18 protein-coding genes and 6 pseudogenes are annotated in these 23082 nt (G+C 69.1%); 13 read left to right on the top strand and 11 right to left on the bottom strand.

Translation table 11 applies throughout. The features are described from left to right. The first annotated feature begins 10 nt into the window (after nucleotides 1-10). The 5 genes and pseudogenes from CP981_RS01455 to CP981_RS01475 all read left to right on the top strand — a co-directional run bounded on the left by CP981_RS01455 (nucleotide 11) and on the right by CP981_RS01475 (nucleotide 6854). Nucleotides 11-1810 carry a thiamine pyrophosphate-requiring protein gene (locus CP981_RS01455; protein WP_085926662.1) on the top strand — a complete coding sequence of 600 codons (1800 nt, stop codon included), beginning with the start codon at nucleotides 11-13 and terminating at the stop codon, nucleotides 1808-1810. Beyond that, nucleotides 1810-2937, top strand: a complete 1128-nt coding sequence (locus CP981_RS01460; RefSeq protein ID WP_085926663.1) for an enolase C-terminal domain-like protein — start codon at nucleotides 1810-1812, stop codon at nucleotides 2935-2937. The genes CP981_RS01455 and CP981_RS01460 overlap by 1 nt, the downstream gene beginning before the upstream one ends. A 13-nt stretch (nucleotides 2938-2950) precedes the next feature. Next, nucleotides 2951-4765 (top strand): glycoside hydrolase family 15 protein, encoded by a 1815-nt coding sequence (locus CP981_RS01465; RefSeq protein ID WP_085926664.1) that lies wholly within the window; start codon nucleotides 2951-2953, stop codon nucleotides 4763-4765. Between the two features lie 20 nt (nucleotides 4766-4785). Next, on the top strand, nucleotides 4786-5805 hold the full coding sequence (locus CP981_RS01470; RefSeq protein ID WP_150522304.1) for an SDR family oxidoreductase: 1020 nt from the start codon (nucleotides 4786-4788) through the stop codon (nucleotides 5803-5805). 220 nt (nucleotides 5806-6025) lie between these two features. Then, a pseudogene (locus CP981_RS01475) lies at nucleotides 6026-6854 on the top strand (IS5 family transposase). Between the two features lie 122 nt (nucleotides 6855-6976). Here the strand turns inward: CP981_RS01475 and CP981_RS01480 are convergent. Continuing rightward, the gene (locus tag CP981_RS01480; RefSeq protein ID WP_085923192.1) at nucleotides 6977-7900 is read right to left on the bottom strand and encodes a MerR family transcriptional regulator; all 924 of its coding nucleotides are present in this window, start codon (nucleotides 7898-7900) and stop codon (nucleotides 6977-6979) included. Nucleotides 7901-8325: 425 nt separating this feature from the next. Between CP981_RS01480 and CP981_RS01485 the strand changes: the two genes are divergently transcribed. Beyond that, nucleotides 8326-9183 (top strand): SAM-dependent methyltransferase, encoded by an 858-nt coding sequence (locus CP981_RS01485; protein WP_085923191.1) that lies wholly within the window; start codon nucleotides 8326-8328, stop codon nucleotides 9181-9183. Between the two features lie 181 nt (nucleotides 9184-9364). Here the strand turns inward: CP981_RS01485 and CP981_RS38370 are convergent, their stop codons facing one another. The 6 genes and pseudogenes from CP981_RS38370 to CP981_RS01510 form a co-directional block, all read right to left on the bottom strand. Beyond that, nucleotides 9365-9718 (bottom strand): transposase, encoded by a 354-nt coding sequence (locus tag CP981_RS38370; protein WP_244329485.1) that lies wholly within the window; start codon nucleotides 9716-9718, stop codon nucleotides 9365-9367. Next, nucleotides 9678-9962: a transposase gene (locus tag CP981_RS38375; protein WP_341873665.1), complete on the bottom strand. Its 285-nt coding sequence runs from the start codon at nucleotides 9960-9962 to the stop codon at nucleotides 9678-9680. The genes CP981_RS38370 and CP981_RS38375 overlap by 41 nt, the downstream gene beginning before the upstream one ends. A gap of 126 nt (nucleotides 9963-10088) precedes the next feature. Beyond that, nucleotides 10089-10814, bottom strand: coding sequence for a peptidylprolyl isomerase (locus CP981_RS01495; RefSeq protein WP_244329486.1), 726 nt, complete (start codon nucleotides 10812-10814; stop codon nucleotides 10089-10091). 429 nt (nucleotides 10815-11243) lie between these two features. Then, nucleotides 11244-11423 carry a hypothetical protein gene (locus CP981_RS01500; RefSeq protein WP_085923189.1) on the bottom strand — a complete coding sequence of 60 codons (180 nt, stop codon included), beginning with the start codon at nucleotides 11421-11423 and terminating at the stop codon, nucleotides 11244-11246. Nucleotides 11424-11620: 197 nt separating this feature from the next. Then, the gene (locus CP981_RS01505; RefSeq protein WP_085923188.1) at nucleotides 11621-12940 is read right to left on the bottom strand and encodes a glycine betaine ABC transporter substrate-binding protein; all 1320 of its coding nucleotides are present in this window, start codon (nucleotides 12938-12940) and stop codon (nucleotides 11621-11623) included. Continuing rightward, nucleotides 12933-13202, bottom strand: a pseudogene (locus CP981_RS01510) (ABC transporter permease); the annotation flags it as partial. The pseudogene CP981_RS01510 and the gene CP981_RS01505, both read right to left, overlap by 8 nt. A 254-nt stretch (nucleotides 13203-13456) precedes the next feature. On the opposite strand from CP981_RS01510, the gene CP981_RS01515 reads away from it, so the two are divergent. Continuing rightward, nucleotides 13457-13666, top strand: a complete 210-nt coding sequence (locus CP981_RS01515; RefSeq protein WP_030069632.1) for a DUF6243 family protein — start codon at nucleotides 13457-13459, stop codon at nucleotides 13664-13666. A 919-nt stretch (nucleotides 13667-14585) separates the two neighbouring features. Continuing rightward, nucleotides 14586-15419, top strand: coding sequence for a PIG-L family deacetylase (locus tag CP981_RS01520; protein ID WP_085923187.1), 834 nt, complete (start codon nucleotides 14586-14588; stop codon nucleotides 15417-15419). A gap of 109 nt (nucleotides 15420-15528) precedes the next feature. On the opposite strand, the pseudogene CP981_RS38380 reads toward CP981_RS01520, so the two are convergent. Further along, nucleotides 15529-16042: pseudogene (locus tag CP981_RS38380) on the bottom strand (enoyl-CoA hydratase-related protein); the annotation flags it as partial. After that, nucleotides 16017-16190, bottom strand: a pseudogene (locus CP981_RS01530) (winged helix-turn-helix transcriptional regulator); the annotation flags it as partial. The pseudogenes CP981_RS01530 and CP981_RS38380, both read right to left, overlap by 26 nt. Before the next feature lie 8 nt (nucleotides 16191-16198). Here CP981_RS01530 and CP981_RS01535 point away from each other — a divergent pair. Together CP981_RS01535 and CP981_RS38385 are read left to right on the top strand one after the other, a co-directional pair. Continuing rightward, entirely contained in the window at nucleotides 16199-16600 is a 402-nt protein-coding gene (locus CP981_RS01535) for a RidA family protein (RefSeq protein ID WP_085923186.1), read from the top strand. A 152-nt stretch (nucleotides 16601-16752) separates the two neighbouring features. Further along, nucleotides 16753-16971: pseudogene (locus CP981_RS38385) on the top strand (GNAT family N-acetyltransferase); the annotation flags it as partial. A gap of 12 nt (nucleotides 16972-16983) precedes the next feature. On the opposite strand, the gene CP981_RS01545 reads toward CP981_RS38385, so the two are convergent. Beyond that, nucleotides 16984-17997 (bottom strand): hypothetical protein, encoded by a 1014-nt coding sequence (locus CP981_RS01545; RefSeq protein WP_143658828.1) that lies wholly within the window; start codon nucleotides 17995-17997, stop codon nucleotides 16984-16986. 378 nt (nucleotides 17998-18375) lie between these two features. Here CP981_RS01545 and CP981_RS01550 point away from each other — a divergent pair. The 3 genes and pseudogenes from CP981_RS01550 to CP981_RS38395 all read left to right on the top strand — a co-directional run. Further along, nucleotides 18376-18612: pseudogene (locus CP981_RS01550) on the top strand (IS630 family transposase); the annotation flags it as partial. Between the two features lie 200 nt (nucleotides 18613-18812). Continuing rightward, complete coding sequence (locus CP981_RS38390; protein ID WP_244330114.1) at nucleotides 18813-19001, top strand: enoyl-CoA delta isomerase 1; 189 nt, start codon at nucleotides 18813-18815, stop codon at nucleotides 18999-19001. A gap of 111 nt (nucleotides 19002-19112) precedes the next feature. Beyond that, nucleotides 19113-19307: a hypothetical protein gene (locus tag CP981_RS38395; RefSeq protein ID WP_244330115.1), complete on the top strand. Its 195-nt coding sequence runs from the start codon at nucleotides 19113-19115 to the stop codon at nucleotides 19305-19307. A gap of 390 nt (nucleotides 19308-19697) precedes the next feature. Here the strand turns inward: CP981_RS38395 and CP981_RS01565 are convergent, their stop codons facing one another. Further along, nucleotides 19698-23072: a pyruvate carboxylase gene (locus tag CP981_RS01565; RefSeq protein ID WP_085923212.1), complete on the bottom strand. Its 3375-nt coding sequence runs from the start codon at nucleotides 23070-23072 to the stop codon at nucleotides 19698-19700. Nucleotides 23073-23082: the final 10 nt, after the last annotated feature.

Here is a 23082-nt window from a genome sequence, read left to right on the forward strand (position 1 = left end):
AGGAGCTTCAGTGTCGAACAAGGTCTCCGACCACATTCTTGAGCGTCTGCGCGAGTGGGACGTCGAGCATGTCTTCGCCTATGCCGGTGACGGCATCAACGGGCTGCTTGCCGCCTGGGAACGTGCGGACAACAAGCCGAAGTTCATCCAGGCGCGGCACGAGGAGATGGCCGCGTTCCAGGCCGTCGGGTATGCGAAGTTCTCCGGCAAGGTCGGCGTCTGCGCGGCCACGTCCGGGCCCGGCGCGATCCATCTGCTCAATGGCCTCTATGACGCCAAGCTCGACCACGTACCGGTCGTGGCGATCGTCGGGCAGACCAACCGCAGCGCGATGGGCGGCTCGTATCAGCAGGAAGTCGATCTGCTGAGCCTGTACAAGGACGTGGCCTCCGACTTCTGCGAGATGGTGACCGTCCCCGAGCAGCTGCCGAACGCCATCGACCGGGCGATGCGCACCGCTTATGGCCGGCGGACGGTGACCGCGGTGATCATCCCGGCGGACGTTCAGGAACTGGACTACTCGCCGCCCACCCACGCCTTCAAGATGGTCCCCTCCAGCCTCGGTATGGCCTCCTACGCGCCGGTCCCGAGCGACGACGACCTGTCCCGCGCGGCCGAGGTGCTCAACGCCGGGGAAAAGGTCGCCGTCCTGATCGGTCAGGGTGCCCGCGGGGCACGCGCAGAGGTGGAGCAGATCGCCGAGGTGCTCAGCGCGGGAGTGGCCAAGGCGCTGCTGGGCAAAGACGCGCTCCCCGACGACCTGCCGTATGTCACGGGCGCCATCGGCCTGCTGGGGACCCGCCCGTCGTACGAGCTGATGCAGGGCTGCGACACCCTGCTCGTCATCGGATCCAGCTTCCCCTACACCCAGTTCATGCCGGAGCTGGACCAGGCCAGGGCGGTGCAGATCGACATCGATCCGCACATGGTCGGGATGCGCTATCCCTTCGAGGTCAATCTCGTCGGCGATGCGCAGACGACGTTGCAGCGGCTGCTCCCCCAGCTCAAGCGCAAGAAGCACGGCGAGTGGCGCAAGAAGATCGCCAAGGACACGGCCCGCTGGTGGGAGGTCATGGAGCGGCGCGCTGCCGTGGAGGCCGATCCGATCAACCCGGAGTACGTCGTGCACGCGCTGGATCCGCTGCTGCCGGACGATGTCATCCTGGCCGCGGACTCCGGCTCGGCCGCCAACTGGTACGCGCGGCATCTGCGGATGCGCGGCACGATGCGCGGTTCGCTCTCCGGGACGCTCGCCACCATGGGCCCGGGCGTGCCGTACGTCATCGGAGCGAAGTTCGCCCACCCGGAACGGCCGGCGCTGGCCCTCGTCGGGGACGGCGCCATGCAGATGAACGGCATGGCGGAACTCATCACCGCGGCCAAGTACTGGCAGGAGTGGCATGACCCGCGCCTGATCGTGGCCGTCCTGAACAACCAGGACCTCAACCAGGTCACCTGGGAAATGCGCGCGATGTCCGGCGCCCCGCAATTCCTCGCCTCACAGGCGCTCCCGGACGTGCCCTACGCCGACTTCGCGCGCTCCATCGGGCTCGGCGGCGTCCGGGTGGAAAAGCCCGGCGAGGTGGTGGACGCCTGGCGCCAGGCGCTCGCCGCCGACCGCCCCTTCGTCATCGACTTCCGAACCGACCCCGCCGTCCCGCCGATCCCGCCACACGCCGAACTCGACCAGATCGAGGCCGCGGCCACCGCCGTCCTCAAGGGCGACAGCGACCGCACGGCAATGGTCAAGCAGGGCTTGAAGGCCAAGGTCCAGGAGTTTCTCCCGGGCCGGAAACACCACCAGGACTGATGGTGGGGCACCACGTCCGGGGCGCGGACCCCGTCGTCGACTCGGTGGCCACCTCGGTCTACCGGGTGCCCACCGATGCCCCCGAGGGCGACGGCACGCTGGCCTGGGAGTCCACCACCATGGTCGTGGCTCAGGTCCGCTCCGGCGACACGACGGGCCTGGGCTACACCTACGGGGCAACGGCCACCGCCCAGGTCATCGATGAGCAGCTGGCCGGCCTGGTGGGCGGCCGCTGCGCGCTGGATGTGCCTGGCGCCAATGAGGCGATGTCCCGTGCGGTGCGCAATGCCGGGCGGCCCGGTCTGGTCGCGGGCGCCATCTCGGCCGTGGACATCGCTCTGTGGGACCTCAAGGCGCGGCTGCTCCAGGTGCCGCTCGTCGGGCTGTTGGGGGCGAGCGGCACCGAGGTGCCGGTGTACGGCAGCGGCGGTTTCACCACGTACGACGACGGGCAGCAGGACCGGCAGCTGCGCACCTGGGTCGCGGAGCAGGGCATTCCGCGGGTCAAGATCAAGATTGGTGAGTCGTGGGGTGCGGCGGAGGAGCGGGACCGCCGGCGTATCGCGCGCGCCCGGCAGAGTATCGGCGACGCCACGGAACTCTATGTCGACGCCAACGGCGCCTTCACCCGCAAACAGGCCATTCGGCTCGGCCCGCACCTCGACGCGCACGGCGTCACATGGTTCGAGGAGCCGGTCTCCTCCGACGACCGGGCCGGTCTGGCGCAGGTCCGGGCCGGCGTCGCGGCCGACGTGACGGCCGGGGAGTACGGCTACACGCTGCCGTACTTCTGGCATCTGCTCCAGGCCGGCGCCGTGGACTGCCTGCAGGCCGACGCCACCCGCTGCGGCGGTCTGACCGTGTGGCTGCGGGCGGCGGCGCTGGCCGAGGCGGCCGGTCTGCAGATCTCCGGGCACTGCGCACCGCACGTACACGCCCATGCGGCGGCGTCCCTGCCCAACCTGCGGCACCTGGAGTGGTTCCACGACCACGTGCGCATCGAGAACCTGTTCTTCAGCGGCGTGCTGGACCCGGCGGGCGGGACCGTAGGGCCGGGCGAGGGCGGGTCACCCGGCCATGGGCTCACGCTGCGCGCCGACCGTGCCGATCCCTACCGCATCACCTGAGGACACGGCGACGATGAGCACCGATCACCGGCCCGACGAAGACCTGCGCTATCCACCGCAGGACCTGGGCAGTTACGCACTGCTCGCCGACGGCGAACGCGGCGCCCTGGTCGGCCCGCGCGGCGAGATCTGCTGGCTGTGCGCGCCGCGCTGGCACGACGAGGCGGTGTTCGCCGCGCTCATCGGGGGCGGCGGCCTGTATGCCGTCACTCCAGCGGAAGCGTTCGTGCCCGGCGGTGCGTACGAGGACGGTTCGCTGATCTGGCGCAGCCGGTGGGTGACACGCAGCGGCATCATCGAGTGCCGCGATGCGCTGGCGCTCCCCGGGGAGACCGGCCGGCTGGTGCTGCTGCGGCGCATCGTGGCCCGCGAGGGGCCGGCCCGGGTGCGGGTGGTGCTGCACCCGGTGGCGGCCTACGGGCGGGAGCAAATGCGCGAGGTACGGCGAGGCCCGGCCGGCGAATGGCAGGCGCGGCTGGGCGGACTGGCGTTGCGGTGGTCGGGTGCCGAGGACGCCCGGCCGGCCGGCGGGGACGGCGACCGGTTCGCACTGGAGCTCGACCTGGCGGCGGGGCAGCAGCGCGATCTGGTGCTGGAGCTGAGCCGCGAGCCGCTGCGCACGCCGGCCGTCGAACCGGAACGTGCCTGGGCGGCCACCGAGCGGGCTTGGGCGTCGGCGGTGCCCGCTCTCACCGACACCGTCGCCGTCCGCGACGCCCGGCAGTCGTACGCGCTGCTGCGCGGCATGACGAGCGCCGACGGCGGGATGGTCGCCGCAGCCACCACCAGCCTGCCCGAGCGCGCCGAAGAGGGCCGCAACTACGACTACCGATACGTCTGGATCCGCGATCAGGCCTATGCGGGCCAAGCCGTCGCCGCGTCGGCCCCCGGCCCGCTGCTGGACGACGCGGTCCGCTTCACCACGGCCCGGCTGCACACCGACGGACCGGGGCTCAGCCCCGCATACACCGTCACCGGACACCCCGTCCCCGACCAGCACCCCCTCGACCTGCCCGGCTACCCCGGTGGCTACGACCGGATCGGCAACCACGTCAACCGGCAATTCCAGCTCGACTGTTTCGGTGAGGCCTTGCTGCTCTTCGCCGCCGCGGCCGAGCACGGCCGTTTGGACGACGACGGCTGGGCGGCCGCCCGCATCGCCGCCGACACCGTCCGGCGACGGTGGCGCGAGGCGGACGCCGGAATCTGGGAACTGGGCAACCGGGACTGGACCCACAGCCGCTTGATCTGCGCCGCCGGTCTGCGCCGCATCGCCGGCGCAGCCCCCCGCGGCCCGTCCGCCCGCGACTGGTCCGCCCTGGCCAACGCCATCCTCACCGACACCGAAAAGCGCGCCCTGCACCCGGACGGCCACTGGCAACGTTCCCCCGACGACCCTTCACTCGACGCTGCGTTGCTGCTGCCTCCCCTGCGGGGTCTGCTACCTGCCGATGACCCCCGCACCCGCGCCACCCTCAGCGCCTGCACCGCCCACCTGACCGACGGGTTCTTCGCCTACCGCTTCCGGCACGACGACCGGCCCCTCAGCAAAGCCGAAGGCGCGTTCCTCCTCTGCGGTTTCGTCATCGCGCTCGGTGAACACCAGCAAGGCAATGAGCTCGACGCCTACCGCTGGTTCGAGCGCAACCGCGACGCCTGCGGCGCGCCCGGCCTGTACGCGGAGGAGTACGACGTCGCCCAACGCAGGTTGCTGGGCAATCTGCCCCAGGCATTCGTCCACGCCCTGCTCCTCGAAGCCTCCGCCCGGCTGGCCCGCCCGGAGGCCACCACACCCGCCGGGCCCCGCGCCCCTAAGACCGCCCCCTAGTCGAAAGAAGCCGAGCGCTCATGTCCCCGACAGTCGTCATCACCGGCGCCAGCGCCGGAATCGGCCGTGCGACCGCCCACCTCTTCGCCGAACGCGGCGCGAACGTCGTACTCCTCGCCCGCGGAACCGCCGGCCTAGAGGCGGCCGCGGCCGAGGTCGAAGCCCTCGGCGGACGCGCCCTGGCCGTGCCCACCGATCTCGCCGACCACACGCAGGTCGAGGCTGCGGCACAGGCCGCCGAGGAAGCCTTCGGCCCCATCGACGTCTGGGTCAACAACGGCTTCGTCTCGGTCTTCGCCCCCTTCACCGAGATCGAACCGGACGAGTACCGGCGGGTCACCGAAGTGACCTACCTGGGCTTCGTCAACGGCACCCGCGCCGCACTGCACCGCATGCTGCCCCGGAACCGGGGCACGATCGTGCAGGTCGGCTCAGCGCTCGGCGAACGTTCCGTGCCCCTGCAGTCGGCCTACTGCGGCGCCAAACACGCCATCAACGGCTTCACCTCCTCCGTGCGTACGGAACTCCTTCACCAAGGCAGCTCGGTCAGCGTCACCCTGGTGAAAATGCCGGCGGTCAACACCCCGCAATTCGCCTGGGTGCTCTCCCGACTTCCCCGACATCCGCAACCGGTAGCGCCGATCTACCAGCCGGAGGTCGCCGCCCGCGCCATCCTCCACGCGGCCGAGCACCCCCATCGCAAGCAGTACTCCGTCGGCGCGTCGACCATCGCCACCGTCTTGGCCAACAAGCTCGCCCCGGCCCTCCTCGACCGGTATCTCGCCCGCACCGGGTTCGATTCCCAGCAGACCGACGAGCCGGCACCGGCAAACCGGCCCAGCAACCTCTGGGAGCCCGTCGACGGCAAAGAGGGCCACGACCACGGCGCCCACGGCACCTTCGACGACCACGCCGCCGCCCACTCGCCCGCAACAGCGCTGGCCCGCCACCCTGCCTCGATGGCAGGCGCCCTGCTAGGCGTCGGTCTGGGCGCGGCCGCCTTGGCCCGGGCGGCGTTGCGGCGCCGGGAGGGCTGCTAGGGCCTGTCTTCAAAGTCCCGTCGTTCGCCCGTAGGGCGGGCCTCGCGGTGTCTGGTGCGTGCGATCGCAAGGCGGAGGGTCGTCCCGGTACTGGGTGTACCGGGATGATCCGACAACGCGGCGAGCGTGCGTGCCAGACGCCGCGAGGCAGGCGGGACTTTGAAGACAGGCCCTAGGGGGTGTCTTCAAATGATCTCGGGTGGTGGATCATGGTCGGGTGATACGTCGCCATGAACTGTCCGATGCTGAGTGGGAGTTCGTCCGGCCTCTGCTGCCTGAATCGTTGCGGGGGCGGAAGCGGTTGGACGACCGCACCGTGCTCAACGGGATCGTGTGGAAGTTCCGGACCGGCACGGCCTGGCGGGACGTGCCCGAGCGATACGGCCCGTGGGCCACGCTGCACACCCGTTTCCGCCGGTGGGCCCTGGACGGCACCTTCGAGCGGATGCTGCAGGCCGCCCAGGCGAGGGCGGACGAGGCGGGGGACATCGACGGCTCGTTTCCGTCGACTCCACCGTCGTCCGCGCCCACCAGCACGCCGCCGGGGCCCGAAAAGGGGGCTCCAAAGCTCCGGACTCGGACGCTCCCGAGGCGGTCTGACCAGCAAGATTCACCTCGCCTGCGACGCCACCGGCCGTCCGCTCGCCTTCCTCGTCACGGGCGGGAACACCAACGACTGCACCCAGTTCACCGCCGTGATGGACGCGATTCGGGTGCCCCGCATCGGCCCAGGACGCCCGCGGGTCCGGCCCGCCCACGTACTGGGCGACAAGGGCTACAGCTCCAAGGCCATCCGCACCTGGCTGCGGCGACGGGGCATCGGCCACACCATCCCCGAACGGGCCGACCAGATCCGCAACCGGCTTCGCCGCGGCAGCCACGGCGGACGCCCGCCGGCCTTCGACAAGCAGCTCTACAAGCGGCGCAACGTGGTGGAGCGCTGCTTCAACCGTTTGAAGCAGTGGCGCGGCATTGCCACCCGGTACGACAAGACTGCCGAGTCCTACCAAGCCGCCATCACCCTCGCATCCCTGCTGATGTGGGCGTGACATTTGAAGACAACTCCTGGACGCATACGCAGGACCAGCCGGCGGTCGAGCCACCGTGATCCGGGGTCGGCCCTCACACGAATACCTTCGCCCCTTCCACACGGGACAGGGCGAAGGAACGTTTAGGCCGTGTTTTCGGTAGCGGGTGAGTCTTGGGCGGATAGCTCTTCGGCCAGTTCCATACAGCGCAGGCGGGCTGCGGAGAAGTCGTATGGCATCTTGCCGGTGGCTTCGAACACGCTCATGGAGTCAGCCTCCCGCCTGCCAGAGCTGAGGTCGGCCTCGTCCTCGCCGTCATCGGCGGTAGCAGGGTGCAAACTGTCCCAGGCTTCGCAGAGGGCATCGTCGTCCTTACCCAGGCCGGACTCCTCGATGACGGCTTGCAGGGCGCTTTCGAAGGCGTGCCGCTCGACGGCCACTTGAGCCACCCGTGGATCGTCGACGGCGACGCTGTCATCGAGTGCCTCCTCGGCGTCATCGATGCGGTCGGAATCGTCCCGCAGAGTGGGATGCGTGGCCAGGACGACGAAGCGGGTGGCCTGGACGGCCGCGCCGAGCGGTCCGAAGATCCGCTCCGTGACCAGCAGACTGTCCAGGTCCGCCTGACGCAGGGAGCCCTCGGGCAGGCTCTTGAGGCGTTCGGTGACGAAGTCGGAGAGCAGGCCCATCCGGCTGCCTTCGGTGCGCATCCGCTGCACGGCGGTCCGTCGCCGCCGCAATTCCGCCTCCTGCTCGGCGAGGGTTTCCTCCAACCGCTCCAGGATGTCCGCGATACCGTCTCCGTTGTCCGCACCGGCGGAAGCCATACCGGTGGTAAAGGCGTCACGGATGTCGTCCAGGGCGATCCCGGCGTCGGCCATCTTGCGAATCCACAGCAGGCGGATCATGTCCTCGTACCCGTAGCGGCGGCGGTCATCGCCGCCCCGCTCAGGCTCGGGGAGCAGGCCGATCTCGTGGTAATGGCGAATCGCCCGTGGCGTGCTGCCGGCGAAGGCCGCCGCGTCACCGATCTTGACCTGGCGGGGTGGCATGAAAGACGAATGCATGAGCAGGGACCTTTCCCAAGAGGATCGGGACGTAGGTCCACCGGACCACATGCCGCTACGGAAGGTGCAACCCCATACACACCGCCCCGCGCCAATGCCAGGAAATGCGCCCTTCCTCCAGGTAGGCGCGATTCGCGCGTGAAGAGTACGCCCTATCGCCTCGCACCCGCAGCGGGCGGCTTCTCGGCCGGTGACCTCTGACACGAGATCTTGATCGTTTGCCAAGTGATCTTGACGGTCAACGAAGTGTGCCTGCTGCATGTAGGCGATTCGGGGCATGGATCCATCCGTGCTTCTGTGCGCCCCGCCTTGTGGCCTCACTGCGCGCCCGTCCTGGGGAAAGTGGAGGGCAGCGGGGCGATCGGCCGGGTCGGCCCGGGGGCGCCAGCCCACCTGGTGGGCTGCCCGGAAGCGAGGAGTTGGACATGAGTAATCCATCGGCCCGGGAGGTCGGCGAATGGTACGACCGCTTCGGGGGCCTGTACGGCCTGACCATGGGCGACAGCATGCACCTGGGCATGTGGACCGACGGCGTGCGGGCGGAGACGGGGGAGCTGACGGCCGACGAGATGTGGGAGGAACTCACCCGGGCCCAGGACTCCTGGACCGGCACCCTCATCGACGTGGTCGGGCTGCTGCCGGGACAGCGGATGCTGGACGTCGGCTGCGGCACAGGCCGCCCCACCGTGCGGATCGGCACCGAGTCGGGCGCGAGCGTGCTCGGCGTGACGGTCAGCGCCGGGCAGGTCCGGGCCGGCCGCGACCGCGCCTTGAAGGCGGGGTTGTCCGACCGCGTCACCTTTGAACAGGCGGACGCCATGGCCCTGCCCCAGGAGTCCGAGACCTTCGACGCCGCCTGGGCCATCGAGTCCTTCGCTCACTTTTCCAACCGCCCCGCCGCGATCCGCGAGGTTCGGCGGGTGCTGCGGTACGGGGGCCGCTTCGTCCTCGCGGACTGCTACGAAGCCGTGCCCTTCACACCCGAGGAAGTCCAGCTCTTCCAGGCCGCGTTCGCCCTTTCCCGCCTGCCCGCTGGACCCGAGGACTACTCCCGCATGCTCGGCGAGGCCGGCTTCGCCATCCAAGACACTCGCGACATGTCCCGGGAGTTCAAGCCCACCTACGAGCTGATCCCGCGCCTGTTCGCCGCGAGGCGCGCCCAGATCGCGGAGCTGGTGGGCACCGATGCGATGGCGCAGCTCGACACCGTCTACCCGCGCATCCTTGCCCTGTGCCGGGACAAGATGGGATACACCATGGTCAACGCCGTGAAGTCCCCCTGACTGCGGCCAGTCCCGTCCCGACTCCCGGGTTTCCGTCGCCGCCAGGCCAATAACCACCCGGCAGAGCCCCCCCCATCGTCAGCTGCCACCCCGGGCCGGCCGGGCCGTCGCCTGCAGGGAGGAGCGGTTCAGCATGGAACGGGCCGGTCAAACTAGCCTGGCAAACGGTCAAGATTGCTTGTCAAAGGACAGTCGGCCGACACAGCCGGGGCACCCCGATCGCGTTCAGGACCAGCTCGAACTGCGGACTGTCACCGCGCTGCCCGGCGGTGATCAGCAGCGACAACGGCTGCTGTCCCTGCTCACACGCCAGATGAATCTTCGTGGTGAACCCGCCTCGCGACCTGCCCAGTCCATGGTCTTCAGGTTCGGCGCTCACTTGGCCTGGCGGTTCCTTCTGCACAGCACCGCGCCGGCGGGCACCGGCAGCATGCTGGTGTGCCCGGCAGATGGTGGAGTCGACATTGGCCTCCCAGAAGATCAGCCCGGCCGCATCAGCCCTCGCCTGCAACAGCGTCAGCAGCCGGGCCCACACACCCCGACGCTGCCATCTCCGGAACAGTCCGTACACCGTCTGCCACGGTCCCGTACTCGAACGGCGGGTCCCGCCACGGAACTCCGGTCCGAACCCGCCACCGCCCACCGTCTACCAGCCGCCGACAGCCAGGCCACCTGCGACGTATGCCCACCGCGGGCAGCAACGACTCCAGCACCGACCACTGCTCATCAGAAAGATCCCCTCGCCCCACATCTTGATCATCATCGTGCAGGGCGCACACAGGAATCCGATCCTAAAACACGGCCTAGCCGGGACACCCGAGCGGAGCGGCGGCGCTCCACCTCAAGACGACAACCGGCGGCGGGATCGAGCGATCCGTCGGCCATCTGTCGGGCCCCGCCGGCCATCACCCACTTCGTGGCCTGGTATCAGCGGGTGTGGGCCGGACGCTGAGCAGCTCGGTCCGTAGCACGGGCGTGCCGTCGACAGGCGCCGGGTCCTGCGCAGTTGGTTCGATACCGCCAGCGGCGATCTTGTCGAGAGACTTCAGGCCGGCGGAACCGACCGTGCCGAACACCGTGTAGTTCGGTCGCAGCGCGGAGTCGCCGTAGACGACGAAGAATTGCGAACCGTTCGTGTTCGGCCCGGCGTTGGCCATCGCCAGCAAGCCGCGCCCGTAAAGGCGACGGGCGCCGGTCGGATCGCTCGGTGCCGGCGGCAGGTCCACCGGCAGCTCGTCCTTGTACTTGTACCCCGGCCCACCCTCGCCGGTACTGGTCGGGTCGCCACACTGCAGGACCTTCAGCGTCGGATACGCCGTCAGCCGATGGCACACCGTACGGTCGTAGAACCGGTGCCGCGCCAGGTGTACGAAGCTCTGGACCGTGCACGGCGCCTTCGCTCGGTCCAGACGCAGCGGGAGCGGGCCCTGGCTGGTCCGGACAGCCATACCGACCGTGCCGTGATTGGGGGTGTGCCGCGGATCGGGCGGCAGGGGAACCCGCCGCGCCGCCGGCTCATCCGGGGTCTGGGTGTACTGGCAAGGGCCGTGCGTGGTTCGCGGCGGGACATCGGAAGCAGAGGCAATGCCGCCCCCGGACACGACCAGTGCCGCCGCAGCCAATGCGGTCATGAGAGTTCGGCTCATCCTGCACACCCTCCAAAAGATCGCCAGATTTCGGAGCGGTCGCAGTCTAAAGCGCGGCCCGGCGGGCGAGAACCCGCCCGCCAGCCACATCCGCCTCCCAGCCATCGGCCTGCGGCCGCAGGCCACTTCGGATGCGGCACAGCGCCGACTGGCCGACCAGGGCGTCCACCGGTGCACGACGGATACTCCCCGAACCCGGTCGAGTGGCCTCCCCAGCCCATGCAGAGGCCCCCACCAATCGCTGCCGTGCGGACGAGGTGCTTTCACCGGGGTGCCGCTGTCGAGAAGGACGGTGCCGCTGCTGTCATCTGGCGTCACTCCGGGGGAAGGCGCCGCCGGTCGGCCAGCGTTCCGGCAGACCGAGAGCGGGGTGGACGGAGCGAATCGCGGGTTGGCGCTCGACCTGGATCTCGGTCAGTTGCGCGGTTGCCCAGGTTGTGCGGACAGGTCACCCTCAACCTCCACGACCACCTCGCGGCCTACGTCCCCAAGCACCCAGGTGCCTACCTGCGCTTTTCCTCCGACCGCTTCGGCCTCGAAGCCGGCGTCGACCGCCAGCTCGAAGACGCCCAAGACGCCCAGGTCCGACTGCACCGGGGCCCCTTCACCAAGATCTACCGGGAGAACGACACCTCGGCCTTCGAGAAGCGCAAGGTCATCAAGCCTGACGGCTCCATCGACTGGATCGTCCTGTGTCCCGAATTGGCGTCCCGGGCCCTTGGACGGCAGCATCTATGCGAGCGGCAGGGCGCTCTCCTCCTGCCCGTCGGACGTTCGCGCGAATCCGTCTGTCAGCCCTCCCGGATGAAGCCCTCCCGCACCAGCCAGTCCTTCGCTACCTCGTGCGGGTCCTCCCCGTCCACGTCCACCCGCGCGTTCAGCCGCTGGGCCTCCGCCCCCGTCAGTCGCTTGGTGATCGGGGCGAGGAGGTCGGCGATGGCGGGGTACTTCCTCATGGTGGCGCTGTTCATCTCGGGTGCCGCGTTGTAGTTGGGGAAGAAGTGCCGGTCGTCCTCCAGCACCTTCAGCTTGAGTTCGGGAATGCGGCCGTCGGTGGTGGCCGCCACGCCGAGGGCGCAGGCCGAGCCCTCGGCGACCTGGGTGTAGACGACGCCGTCGTCCATCTTTTTGAAGTTCCCGCGCCGGAGGGCGAATCCGTACGTCTTCGCCACGCCCGGCAGGCCGTCCTCACGCACCGAGAACTCGCTTCCGCCGCAGATCGTGGCCGCGCCCGGGTCCTTCTTCGTCAGACGTGCCACGTCGGAGAGTGTGCGCAGCCGGTACTTCTGCGCATTCGCCTGGTTCGAGACCAGCGCGTAGGTGTTGTTGAGCGGGGCGGCATGCAGCCAGGTGACGCCGTTGCGGCGGTCCTCCTCGCGTACGGCCTCCCACTGCTCGTACGGGTCGACGACCCGCTTGGTGTGACCGAGGTAGGTGATCCAGGCCGTGCCGGTGTACTCGTACATCCCGTCCGCCGCACCGGACTTGACCGCCTCGCGGGCACCGATCGAGCCCTGGATGTTCGTCCGGTCCAGGACTTCCGCGCCGGCCGCTTTGAAGACCAGCCCCATGATCTGGCCCAGGACGATCTGTTCGGTGAACTCCTTTGAGGTCACGGTCAGTTGGGCGCCATTCAGCGGTCGCCCCTTCCCGATGGAGCCGGGCTGCACCGAGTCGGCCATTGGGCTGCCGCTGGTCAGTCCGCAGCCGCTCAGCCCTGCGGCGGCGAGCAGCAGGGCGCCTGCGACGGCGGTCCGTACCACGATGGTGCGGCGGAGCCCCACGGGGTTGATGCCGGTGACGCCCTCGCCGCCGATGGTGCTCTGCCCCGAGGCCGGCTCGATCAGCCGGTTGATCATCTTGAGCGTGGTGCTCTTGCCGCAGTCCGAGGGCCCCACAAGGGTCACGGTTTCGCCGGCCGCTTCGTCCCGGGTCACGTCCTCCACGGCCGGGGCTTGGCTGTCCGGACAGCGCTTGGTGAGGTTGTCCGGCCGGATGCTCGCGCCGGCGGCGGCCGGCCGGTCGGGCCCGGCGGATCGGGCGGATCCTCCGGGGCCCACGGCGCCGGACGCCGGGGAGGTCGGTTCGACGATTTCGGCAGAGTCAGCCACGGATCCCCCGTGAGATGGTGAGCCGTCCGATCAGCACGTACCCGGCGTCGAACGGCAGGGCTGGTATGACGATTCCGAGCGTCCCCGACAGTACTTCGTCGAGCGTGTTCGCACTGCCCGGGCTGGAGATCCCGCGGAAGATCTGGTTGCCGAGCCCGGCCCCTGAGGCAAAGGCCGCGCTCGCCGCGATGCCCATCAGCATCTGGGTCGACACCCGTACACCGGTGAGGATTGGCGGCCGGGCGAGGAGCGGTTCGCCCCTGAGCGGCTGGCCCTTGGTGGATACCGGGCGTATCCGATCCGGGCGCCGACTGCGGACGCGGGGAGTGCCGCCAGGGGCAGCGAAAAACCTGGTGTGCGGGGCCGACGGAACCGGGTAATGTCATTGCCATGTTCTTCCAGACGCCGATTTACGAGTGAGAGCGTGATGGGCCCCTGCTGACGTCCTTCGGCGTCGCCGCGCCCGTCCGCCACCGATGAATCCGTAGATCACTTCACATCATTCCGGGAGAACCCGTGAGCAAGAACATCAACAACCCCGTGGGCATGGGCGGCGGCCAGCGCAAGAGGCTGTCCCGCGCCGAACGGCAGAACAACGGTCCGCACCGCAACCTCGACCGCCAGGGTGCCGCCGACCAGAAGGCGGAGCTGGTGCGCAAGATGCGCGAGAAGGCAGGCGCAGCCGAGGGCGCCGGGCAGACGGGCGACGACACCGCACAGAGCTGACGCACCGCCGCCGCAGGCAGCACCGCACGGAGCAGGGTCCGGACCGCGACGCGCGGTCCGGGCCCTGCTGCCGTACCGGGCGCGGCCGGTCCCGCTCAGCTCGTGGCCGACCACCCGGGGCAGCCGCAGATTCAGCAGCCCCGTCACCGCCACCACGCGAGCTGCCCCAGCAGCGTCACCACCAGCGCGTTCGCCGTGCCCAGCCCGGAAGATCCGCGAGGTCGATGTGCGTATCCAGCGTACGAACTGAGAGGTCGATCTGCTGGACTGCGCAGTCCCGCTGACTGGGACGATGTGGCGCAGGTAGCAGCTTCGGAGGCGTGTACCCACCGAGGGCTGGCGGCTTTCCAGCCCACTCCCGGCGCGTGATGAGCGACGCGGGAGTTCGACTCCCCTCAGCAGTGCAGCTCAGCACCGCGTACAGGTAAAGGTGCACATTGCACAGCACCACGTGCAGATCCGAGGCGGCGAGGGTGGCTTCGGGCTTTTCTCACATCGCAGCACCATGGAGAACGGCGATCTCCGGTGGATACTGTGGGCGATGTTGGTGACGCTCCAGCCATCCATCGCGAACGAGACTTCCGCGAAAGCCAGGTCGTTTGAGAACGCCGGCCACAGTCGGTCTCAAACGACCTGGCAACCGCGCTGGTCAGCAACCCACCACACGCAAGACGCCTCCGCAGGACGGCAGTTCGCGCCTGTACCTCATTCGCGTGGAAACCCGAAGAACTGGAAGGTCACCGCCGCGCCGGGAACAGCCAGGCCGGTCGGCACGGTTGCATCGATCGAGGGACCGGCGCCGCACGGGCGGGGAACACGGAGATCACAAGGTCGTCCGCCCCACCAGGATTCGGTCCCAGGATCGCGGTACACCCGCCGCGCACTCGAACAAGTCGTATTTCTGCAGGAGGACTGTTTCATGACTGACCGGCCCTTGACCCTCATGGCAGTGCACGCCCACCCCGACGACGAGGCCACCGGAACCGGAGGGGTCCTCGCGCGGTACGCGGCGGAGGGCATCCGTACGGTTCTCGTGACGTGTACCGACGGCGGTTGCGGTGACGGACCGGGGGGTGCCAAGCCGGGCGATCCCGGGCACGATCCGGCGGCCGTCGCCCTGATGCGCCGTCAAGAACTTCAGGCGAGCTGTGAAGCTCTGAAGATCAGCGATCTGGAAATGCTGGACTATGCCGATTCCGGGATGATCGGCTGGCCGAGCAACGACGCCCCCGGATCCTTCTGGCAGACCCCCGTGGAGGAAGGCGCCGCCCGACTCGCGGAACTCATGCGGCACTACCGACCCGATGTGGTCGTCACCTACGACGAGAACGGCTTCTACGGCCACCCCGACCACATCCAGGCCCACCGCATCACGATGGCGGCGCTGGAGATGACCGCGCTGACACCGAAGGTGTACTGGACGACGATGCCCCGCTCGACGATGCAGCGGTTCGGGGAGACCATGCGCGAGTTCCAGGAGGACATGCCGGAGCCGGATCCTGCCGAGGCCGCCGCGATAGCCGAGATCGGCCTCCCCGACGATGAGATCACCACGTGGGTGGACACCACCGCATTCAGCGGTCAGAAGTTCGACGCACTGGCCGCACACGCCAGTCAGGGCGAGAACATCTTCTTCCTCAAGATGGGCAAGGAGAGGTTCGGCGAGCTGATGGGCATGGAAACCTTCCTACGTGTCCAGGACCCCACCGGCACGGCCGTACCCGAGAACGATCTCTTCGCCGGACTGCGCTGATCCGCCCGTCCGAGCGAGGCCCGGCCCTGAGTCAGCAGAGGAGGCCCCGTCTCTCCATTCGGTGGGGCGGGGCAAGGGGAAGTTAGCAGGGCGTCAGGCGCGGTTCCATCAGGGTGCGGCCGGTCAGGGCATATCTCCATGGCCTTGGCCTTGGCCTTGCCGACGGCGCGGGGCAGGCGCTGGGAGCCGCCGATGCCCGGGACGACTCCCGGTTTGATCTCCGGCTGTCCGAACACGGCGGTGTCGGCGGCCAGCAGGATGTCGCAGAGCATGGCGAGTTCGCAGCCACCGCCGAGGGCGAGGCCGGAGACGGCCGCGATGGTGGGGGTGCGCAGTTGTCCCAGCCGGTCCCAGGCGGCGAACCAGTCGGTGAGATACATGTCGAGGTAGCCCTGTGGGGCCATCTCCTTGATGCCGGCTCCGGCCGGGTTCGATCCGGCCCCGGCGGCTTCTTCACCGCCCTGCGCCACATCGACGTGCTCAGCAACCTCGCCTGGCTCGGTAGCCCGATCAAGCGAAGCGCGGGCCACGTTGGTGGCCACCAACGTGAGATCGATCAAGGAATCACGCAACGCGCGAGGTGTCGCTGCGTGCCCGTCAGGCGTCGAAACGGCCGCGCGCACGCTCGATGTGACCGAGGTGCTGGTGGGTCCAGCCGCATATGGCGTCGACCGCGGTGCGCAGGGCCCGGCCCGGCTCGGTGAGGGTGTACTCGACTCGCGGCGGCACGGTGGGGTGCACCTTCCGGTCGACCAGGCCATTGCGCTCCAGCGAGCACCGTGGCCACCATTGATGTCTTCCACTACAACGTGCCGGCCGAGAGCGACTTCGGCTACTCACAGGCGATCAAGTCCGGCGAGCTGATCCACGTCTCCGGACAGCTCTCGTTCGATGAGGCAGGCGAGTTCCTCTACGCGGACGACTTCGCCGCCCAGCTCAAGCAGACCTACGCCAACATGGACAAGGTCCTGGACCACTACGGCGCCACCCGGAACCAGGTCGTCTCGCAGACCCTGTACGTGGTGAACCTGCGACAGAATGCCGCGGCGACGGCGGAGGGCAACCTGGGGTACTTCGGCGACCACCGCCCGGCCAGCACGGTCTTGGGCATCACTGAACTGACCTTGCCCGGCCAGGTCATCGAAATCAGCTTCGTCATCGACACGAAACTGCCCGCTTGAGGTCTCCTCCTCGCACGTCCCACAGCCCTCTGGGAGATCCGTTCGTGGAACAGCCACAGTGGCCGTTCCACGAACGCTCCCATAACCCTCGCTTTTCCGGCGCGGTGTGATCTGCCCCTTCAAGATCAGGCGGGATACGGCCTCGGGAGCGACGCGGCTACGCCGCGGAAGGCTCCTGGGCCCTGATCCACTAGGGGTTCACGGACCTGGAGGCCGAGCGGGTCACGGCGAACACGATGGCTGTCAACACTCGTTCCCGTCGTGTCATGGAGAAGTCGGGCCTGTCCTTCGTCCGGAACTTCACCGGGGACTGGCCGGAGGCGATAGAGGGCTCCGAGCACGGTGAAGTCGAGTACGAACGTGGTGGCTGGCTGACGTGCGTTTCAGGCATTGCGCACATAGGCGGTCGGAGCTTGGCCGTTCTGCGCCTGCTGCGCCCGTTCAGCCATCATTCTCGCCAATACTTCCAGCCGTGATGTGGAGAAGGCCTGGTCGTCAGTGTCATCGCCATGGATAGTCACGAGAACGGTGCCGACACGCAGAGCCAGGTAGGCGCCGCCGGAGTACATACTGCTGGCGGGATTTGTTACGGCCCAGAGTTCATCCCCGATTTTCGGCATCGAGATAATGATGCCCTTTTTCTCTGCCTGGCCGTCCGGGTCATTCGACTTCTTCATGGCGCGGAGGAAGTCGCTGGCTTTGCCCGCGTCCGTGAAACCGGCGGCAACAATGGACATCTCGGCCTCCGGATCCCCCATCAGGTAGCCGACGGCCTCGGCCGTGACCAGCCCTGGAGCCTTCCTTCCCATCACGTGCTCGGGCGGCTTGGGCCGTGTCCACTTTGCCGGCAGGCTTCCGGGGCCGGGGATTACCTGACGCAGCTCTGCGGCGCTCAGCGCCGTCACCGCTCCTTCCTCGCCGGGGTCGCCCCCGGTGACCAGCCGTGCCCCACCGTAGACTCCCAAGATAACCAGGGCGAGAAAGACCAAGGCGGCACCGACCAGGGACAGACGGACATTGCGTGTGTTGTGGAACGTCACCGGCCCGAGGGCGATTGTCTGGTTACCCCGCATCGTTGTGCCGTCAATCGTGATGCTGCCAGAGGCCGAGCGCGAGGAGGCGGCAGGCGAGGGCTCTTCCAAGGCGGCGGAGATCTTCCGGGCGAACTCCGGGTCGGCCTCCAATTCAGCTCGCAGCACGGATCTGAGTGAGGCAGCCGCCTCCGGGCTTCCGGGCTGTTCATCGACTGCCTGTACTGCCGAACGGCCACGTTCATCTGTCGCGAAACGCTCACGCACAATGTCTGATACTGCTTGCCCCACCCCGGTACCCACCGAAGTCAGAGCCCCGCCAGCCATCTGCGCGAAGATCTGAACCACTGTCTCAACCATCAGCACCCCCAACTGTGTTGGCAACAAAGCCCATTGTTGCCGCAGGAGGGCCGCCCTGGTGCCAAGTCGACGCCCATGCCCGCCAGTTGCGCGATCTCTTCGCGGCGCAGTCCTGGCACTCGCCGAGAGCCGCCGTCGTCGGACAGGCCCGCCTGGCATCGCGGAGTAGCCGTCCACGTAGTGGCTGATCTGCGACAGCACCTCGGCAGCCGACCGGCAGCCCTGGTTGAGGTCGTCCACGAGCCGAGCGATCAGCGGCTGCAGCCCGCATCCTGCTGGCCCCCAGCCCCCACCGCGAACGGCTCGGATTCCTCCGGCACGCGCCACAAGACCTCAGCGGGATCGTGACTGTTGAGGTCTACAGAGCGCGGCCGACGGCCCATTTCGCAGACGTTCAGGCTGTCTACGGACCCACTGCTCATCGACAAGGTCCGTGACGTCGTGGGCCTTTACCTCGATCCGCCGGAGAAGGCGCTGGTGCTCTGCGTGGACGAGAAGTCGCAGATTCAGGCCCTCGACCGGTCCCAGCCGGTATTGCCGATGATGCCCGGCGTTCCCAAGCGCCGCGGCCACGACTATGTCCGGGCCGGCACCACCACCCTGTTCGCAGCCCTGGAAGTCGCCGCCTACCGCCGACGAATCTCCGACTCAAGTCACTAGGGGCACGCGCCGTCAGGGAGGCGGTGAGCAGTCAGCTGTAGATGTACAGCCGCCACGTGCCGTCGGTCCGCCGCACGCACTGCCACTGCTGGCCGGTTTTCTCCCCGGCCGCCTGGCAGGCCCAGCGCGTGGGGTAGGGGACGGGGTCCCAGCCCGTTGCCGTGCTGGATGACGTTGCGGTCCGGGAGTGCGCGGGTGCTGCCTGGGCGGTGGCGGCGATCGGTCGCGCCGGCATCGGCCAGATCGAGGCTCTCATGGGCATCGTCCCCGGTGGAGGGGGCACGCAGTACCTCGCCGGCCGGGTCGGCCGCAATCGCGCCCTGGAGGCGGTGCTGAGCGCCGACCTCTAAGACGCCGAAACCGCGGAGCGCTTCGGCTGGGTCAACCGGGCCGTTCCCGCTGACGAACTCGACGGCATCGTCGACCGCCTCGCCCGCAACATCGCCGCCCTGCCCGAGGGGGTGATCGCGGCGGCCAAGCGCGCCATCGTCCCCGAGGACCTGGCCGAGGGGCTCCTGCGGGAGCACGACGCCTGGGCGGATCAGTTCGTTCGCCCCGCCGCCGAGCGGTTGATCCGCGGCGGGCTGGCCAACGGCGCCCAGACCCGTGACGGCGAGCGCAATCTGGAGGGTCTGCTCCGAGGGCTGGTCGGATGACACCCGGACGAGGGCCCCACGGACACACCGGAGTTCCGTCGACCGCAACAGCATGTGGCTCGCCCACCTCATGATCAGCTGCTTCTCGTCGGTGGCCTCGACCAGCTCGTTCACCAGCTTCGTTGCGAGCGTGCAGCGGACCCGGTAGCCCGTGATGGAGCACCTTTCACCAAGAGCATCCCGAAGCTGCCCTGGCAAGAACCCCCGGGCCTCCCCCACTCATCAACCTCCCGAACTCCAGCCCCGGCCCCTCGCGGTTCGCCGCGAGGGGCCGGGGTAAGCCCCGCTACACTCCCCAGGCCCAAGCCCAAGCCCGTTGACCAGGCAAACACCAAAGTCCGGCTGGAGTACTAGCGGCGCCCTTGGCCGCCCTCGTTCGTGAGAGGCGATTCACGCGATGTCGACAAGGAGATCGCCTCCCTCCACCTGCTGGATCTGGTTGATGGCCAGCCTGGCCACCCGCCCGGCCTTCGGGGCGGTGATCGCGGCTTCCATCTTCATCGCCTCGATGGTGGCCACCGTGGTGCCGGCCGCCACCTCGTCACCCTCGGCCACCGCAAGCGTCACCACTCCGGCGAACGGCGCGGCGACGTGGCCCGGGTTGGTCCGGTCCGCCTTCTCCGTCACCGGTACGTCGGCGGCCGCTGCGGTGTCGCGTACCTGGATCGGCCGCAGCTGGCCGTTCAGGGTGGACACCACGGTGCGCATGCCGCGTTCGTCGGCCTCGCCGATGGCCTCCAGCTCGATCAGGAGCCGTACGCCCGGCTCGAGATCGATGGCGTACTCCGTTCCGGAACGCAGGCCGTAGAAGAAGTCCTTGCTGTCCAGCACGCTGGTGTCGCCGTAGGCCTGACGATGTGTCTCGAAGTCGCGGGCCGGCCCGGGGAACAGCAGCCGGTTGAGCGTCGCGCGCCGGTCCTGCTCCAGCCCCCTGTGGTCGTCCGCGGTCAGTTCCTGCACGGGCCTGGGTTCGGCGCGGCCTTCCAGCGCCTTGGCGCGGAACGGCTCCGGCCATCCGCCGGGCGGGTTGCCCAACTCGCCGCGCAGGAAGCCGATGACGGAATCGGGGATGTCGAACTCGTTGGGCGTCGCCTCGAAGTCCGCCGGCTTCACCCCGGCGCCCACCAGGTGCAGCGCCAGGTCCCCGACCACCTTGGACGAGGGGGTCACCTTCACCAGGCGGCCGAGAATCCGGTCGGCGGCGGCGTACATCGCCTCGATGTCCTCGAAGCGGTCCCCCAGGCCGAGCGCGACTGCCTGCGTCCGCAGGTTGGAAAGCTGTCCGCCGGGGATCTCGTGGTGGTACACGCGGCCGGTCGGCGAGGCCAGGCCCGCCTCGAACGGCGCGTAGATCCTGCGGACGCTCTCCCAGTACGGCTCCAGGTCCCCGACCGCCTTCAGATCCAGCCCGGTGGGCCGTTCGCTGTGGTCGGTCGCGGCCACGATCGCCGACAGCGAAGGCTGCGACGTGGTGCCGGCCATGGATGCCACCGCACCGTCCACCGCGTCCGCGCCGGCCCGGATCGCGGCGAGGTAGGTGGCCAGCTGGCCGCCCGCGGTGTCGTGGGTGTGCAGGTGCACCGGCAGGTCGAACTCGCGGCGCAGGGCCGAGACGAGTTTCTCGGCGGCCGGCGCGCGGAGCAGCCCTGCCATGTCCTTGATGGCCAGGACGTGGGCCCCGGCGTCCACGATCTGCTCGGCCAGGCGGAGGTAGTAGTCGAGGGTGTACAGCCGCTCGGACGGGTCGGACAGGTCGGAGGTGTAGCACAGGGCGACCTCGGCGACGGCCGTGCCGGTCTCCCGTACGGCGTCGATGGCGGGCCGCATCTGCCCGACGTCGTTGAGCGCGTCGAAGATCCGGAAGATGTCGATTCCGGTGGCCGCGGCCTCCTGCACGAAGGCGTCGGTCACCTCGGTCGGGTACGGCGTGTAGCCCACGGTGTTGCGGCCGCGCAGCAGCATCTGCAGGCAGATGTTCGGTGCTGCCTCACGGAGTGCGGCCAGGCGCTCCCAGGGGTCCTCGGCGAGGAAGCGGAGGGCTACGTCGTAGGTGGCGCCGCCCCAGCACTCCAGGGACAGCAGTTGCGGCATCGTCCGCGCCACCACGGGGGCGACGGCGAGCATGTCCTTGGTGCGGACCCGGGTGGCGAGCAGTGACTGGTGGGCGTCGCGGAAGGTGGTGTCGGTGACTCCGATGAACGGTGACTCGCGCAGCCACCGGGCGAACCCCTCCGGGCCGAGCTCGGCGAGCCGCTGCCGGGAGCCGGCGGGCGGTTCGGCGGCGGGCAAGGGCGGCAGTTTGGTGATCGGGTCGATCAGCTCGGGCCGTGCGCCGTGCGGCTTGTTCACCGTCACGTCCGCGAGGTAGGTGAGCAGCTTCGTGCCGCGGTCGGCGGAGTGGCGCGCGGTGAGCAGGTGCGGGCGCTCTTCGATGAAGGAGGTGGTGACCCGCCCGGCCCGGAAGTCCGGGTCGTCGAGCACGGCTTGCAGGAACGGGATGTTCGTGGCCACGCCGCGGATGCGGAACTCGGCCACCGCGCGCCGGGCCCGGCCGATGGCGGTGTTGAAGTCCCGGCCCCGGCAGCTGAGCTTGACCAGCATCGAGTCGAAGTGGGCGCTGATCTCCGTACCGGCGTGCGTGGTGCCGCCGTCCAGGCGGATCCCCGAGCCGCCCGGCGACCGGTAGGCGCTGATCCTGCCGGTGTCCGGGCGGAAGGCGTTGGCGGGGTCCTCGGTGGTGATACGGCATTGCAGCGCGGCGCCGTGCAGCGTGACCGTGTCCTGCGTGAGGCCGAGATCGGGCAGCGACTCACCTGCGGCGATACGCAGCTGCGCCTGTACGAGGTCGACGTCGGTGACCTCCTCGGTCACCGTGTGCTCGACCTGGATGCGCGGGTTCATCTCGATGAAGACGTGGTTGCCGTCGCGGTCGAGCAGGAACTCCACGGTGCCCGCGTTGCGGTAGCCGATCTCCCGGGCGAACCGCACGGCGTCGGCGCAGATCCGCTCGCGCAGCGCCGGGTCGAGGTTCGGCGCGGGTGCGAGTTCGATCACCTTCTGGTGCCGGCGCTGGAGAGAGCAGTCGCGTTCGAAGAGGTGGATGACCTCGCCCTGCCCGTCGGCGAGGATCTGCACCTCGATGTGGCGGGGGTCGACGACGGCCTTCTCCAGGAAGACGGTGGGGTCGCCGAACGCGGACGCGGCCTCGCGGGCCGCCGCCTCGATGGACTCACGCAGCATGCCGGGGTCCTCGACGCGGCGCATACCGCGCCCTCCGCCGCCGGCGACCGCCTTGACGAACACGGGGAAGCCGATGTCGTCGGCGGCACGGACCAGTTCGTCCACGTCACTGGAGGGCTCCGAGGAACCGAGCACCGGTACACCGGCCGCACGCGCGGCAGCCACCGCACGCGCCTTGTTCCCGGTCAGTTCGAGCGTGCCCGCGCTCGGCCCGACGAACGTGATGCCCGCCTCCTCGCAGGCACGCGCCAGGTCCGGGTTCTCGGACAGGAACCCGTAGCCCGGGTAGACCGCGTCCGCTCCCGCCCGGCGCGCAGCACGGACGATCTCCTCCACGGAGAGGTAGGCACGCACCGGGTGTCCCGGCTCGCCGATCTCGTGTGCCTCATCGGCCTTCAGCCTGTGCAGTGAATTGCGGTCCTCGTGCGGGAAGACGGCAACGGTCTTCGCGCCCAGCTCATAGCTGGCGCGGAAAGCGCGAATCGCGATCTCACCACGATTGGCCACCAGTACCTTGCGGAACATGTTCGATCCC

The sequence above is a fragment of the Streptomyces platensis genome, from assembly GCF_008704855.1.
In the GTDB taxonomy this organism is placed as follows: Bacteria; Actinomycetota; Actinomycetes; order Streptomycetales; family Streptomycetaceae; genus Streptomyces; species Streptomyces platensis.

What these genes read in the sequence shown, in the direction of transcription:
- CP981_RS01460 (WP_085926663.1), top strand. Translation starts at nt 1,810, where the DNA reads ATGGTGGGGCACCACGTCCGGGGCGCGGACCCCGTCGTCGACTCGGTG.
- CP981_RS01465 (WP_085926664.1), top strand. Translation starts at nt 2,951, where the DNA reads ATGAGCACCGATCACCGGCCCGACGAAGACCTGCGCTATCCACCGCAG.
- CP981_RS01470 (WP_150522304.1), top strand. Translation starts at nt 4,786, where the DNA reads ATGTCCCCGACAGTCGTCATCACCGGCGCCAGCGCCGGAATCGGCCGT.
- CP981_RS01480 (WP_085923192.1), bottom strand. Translation starts at nt 7,900, where the DNA reads ATGCATTCGTCTTTCATGCCACCCCGCCAGGTCAAGATCGGTGACGCG.
- CP981_RS01485 (WP_085923191.1), top strand. Translation starts at nt 8,326, where the DNA reads ATGAGTAATCCATCGGCCCGGGAGGTCGGCGAATGGTACGACCGCTTC.
- CP981_RS01495 (WP_244329486.1), bottom strand. Translation starts at nt 10,814, where the DNA reads ATGACCGCATTGGCTGCGGCGGCACTGGTCGTGTCCGGGGGCGGCATT.
- CP981_RS01520 (WP_085923187.1), top strand. Translation starts at nt 14,586, where the DNA reads ATGACTGACCGGCCCTTGACCCTCATGGCAGTGCACGCCCACCCCGAC.
- CP981_RS01565 (WP_085923212.1), bottom strand. Translation starts at nt 23,072, where the DNA reads ATGTTCCGCAAGGTACTGGTGGCCAATCGTGGTGAGATCGCGATTCGC.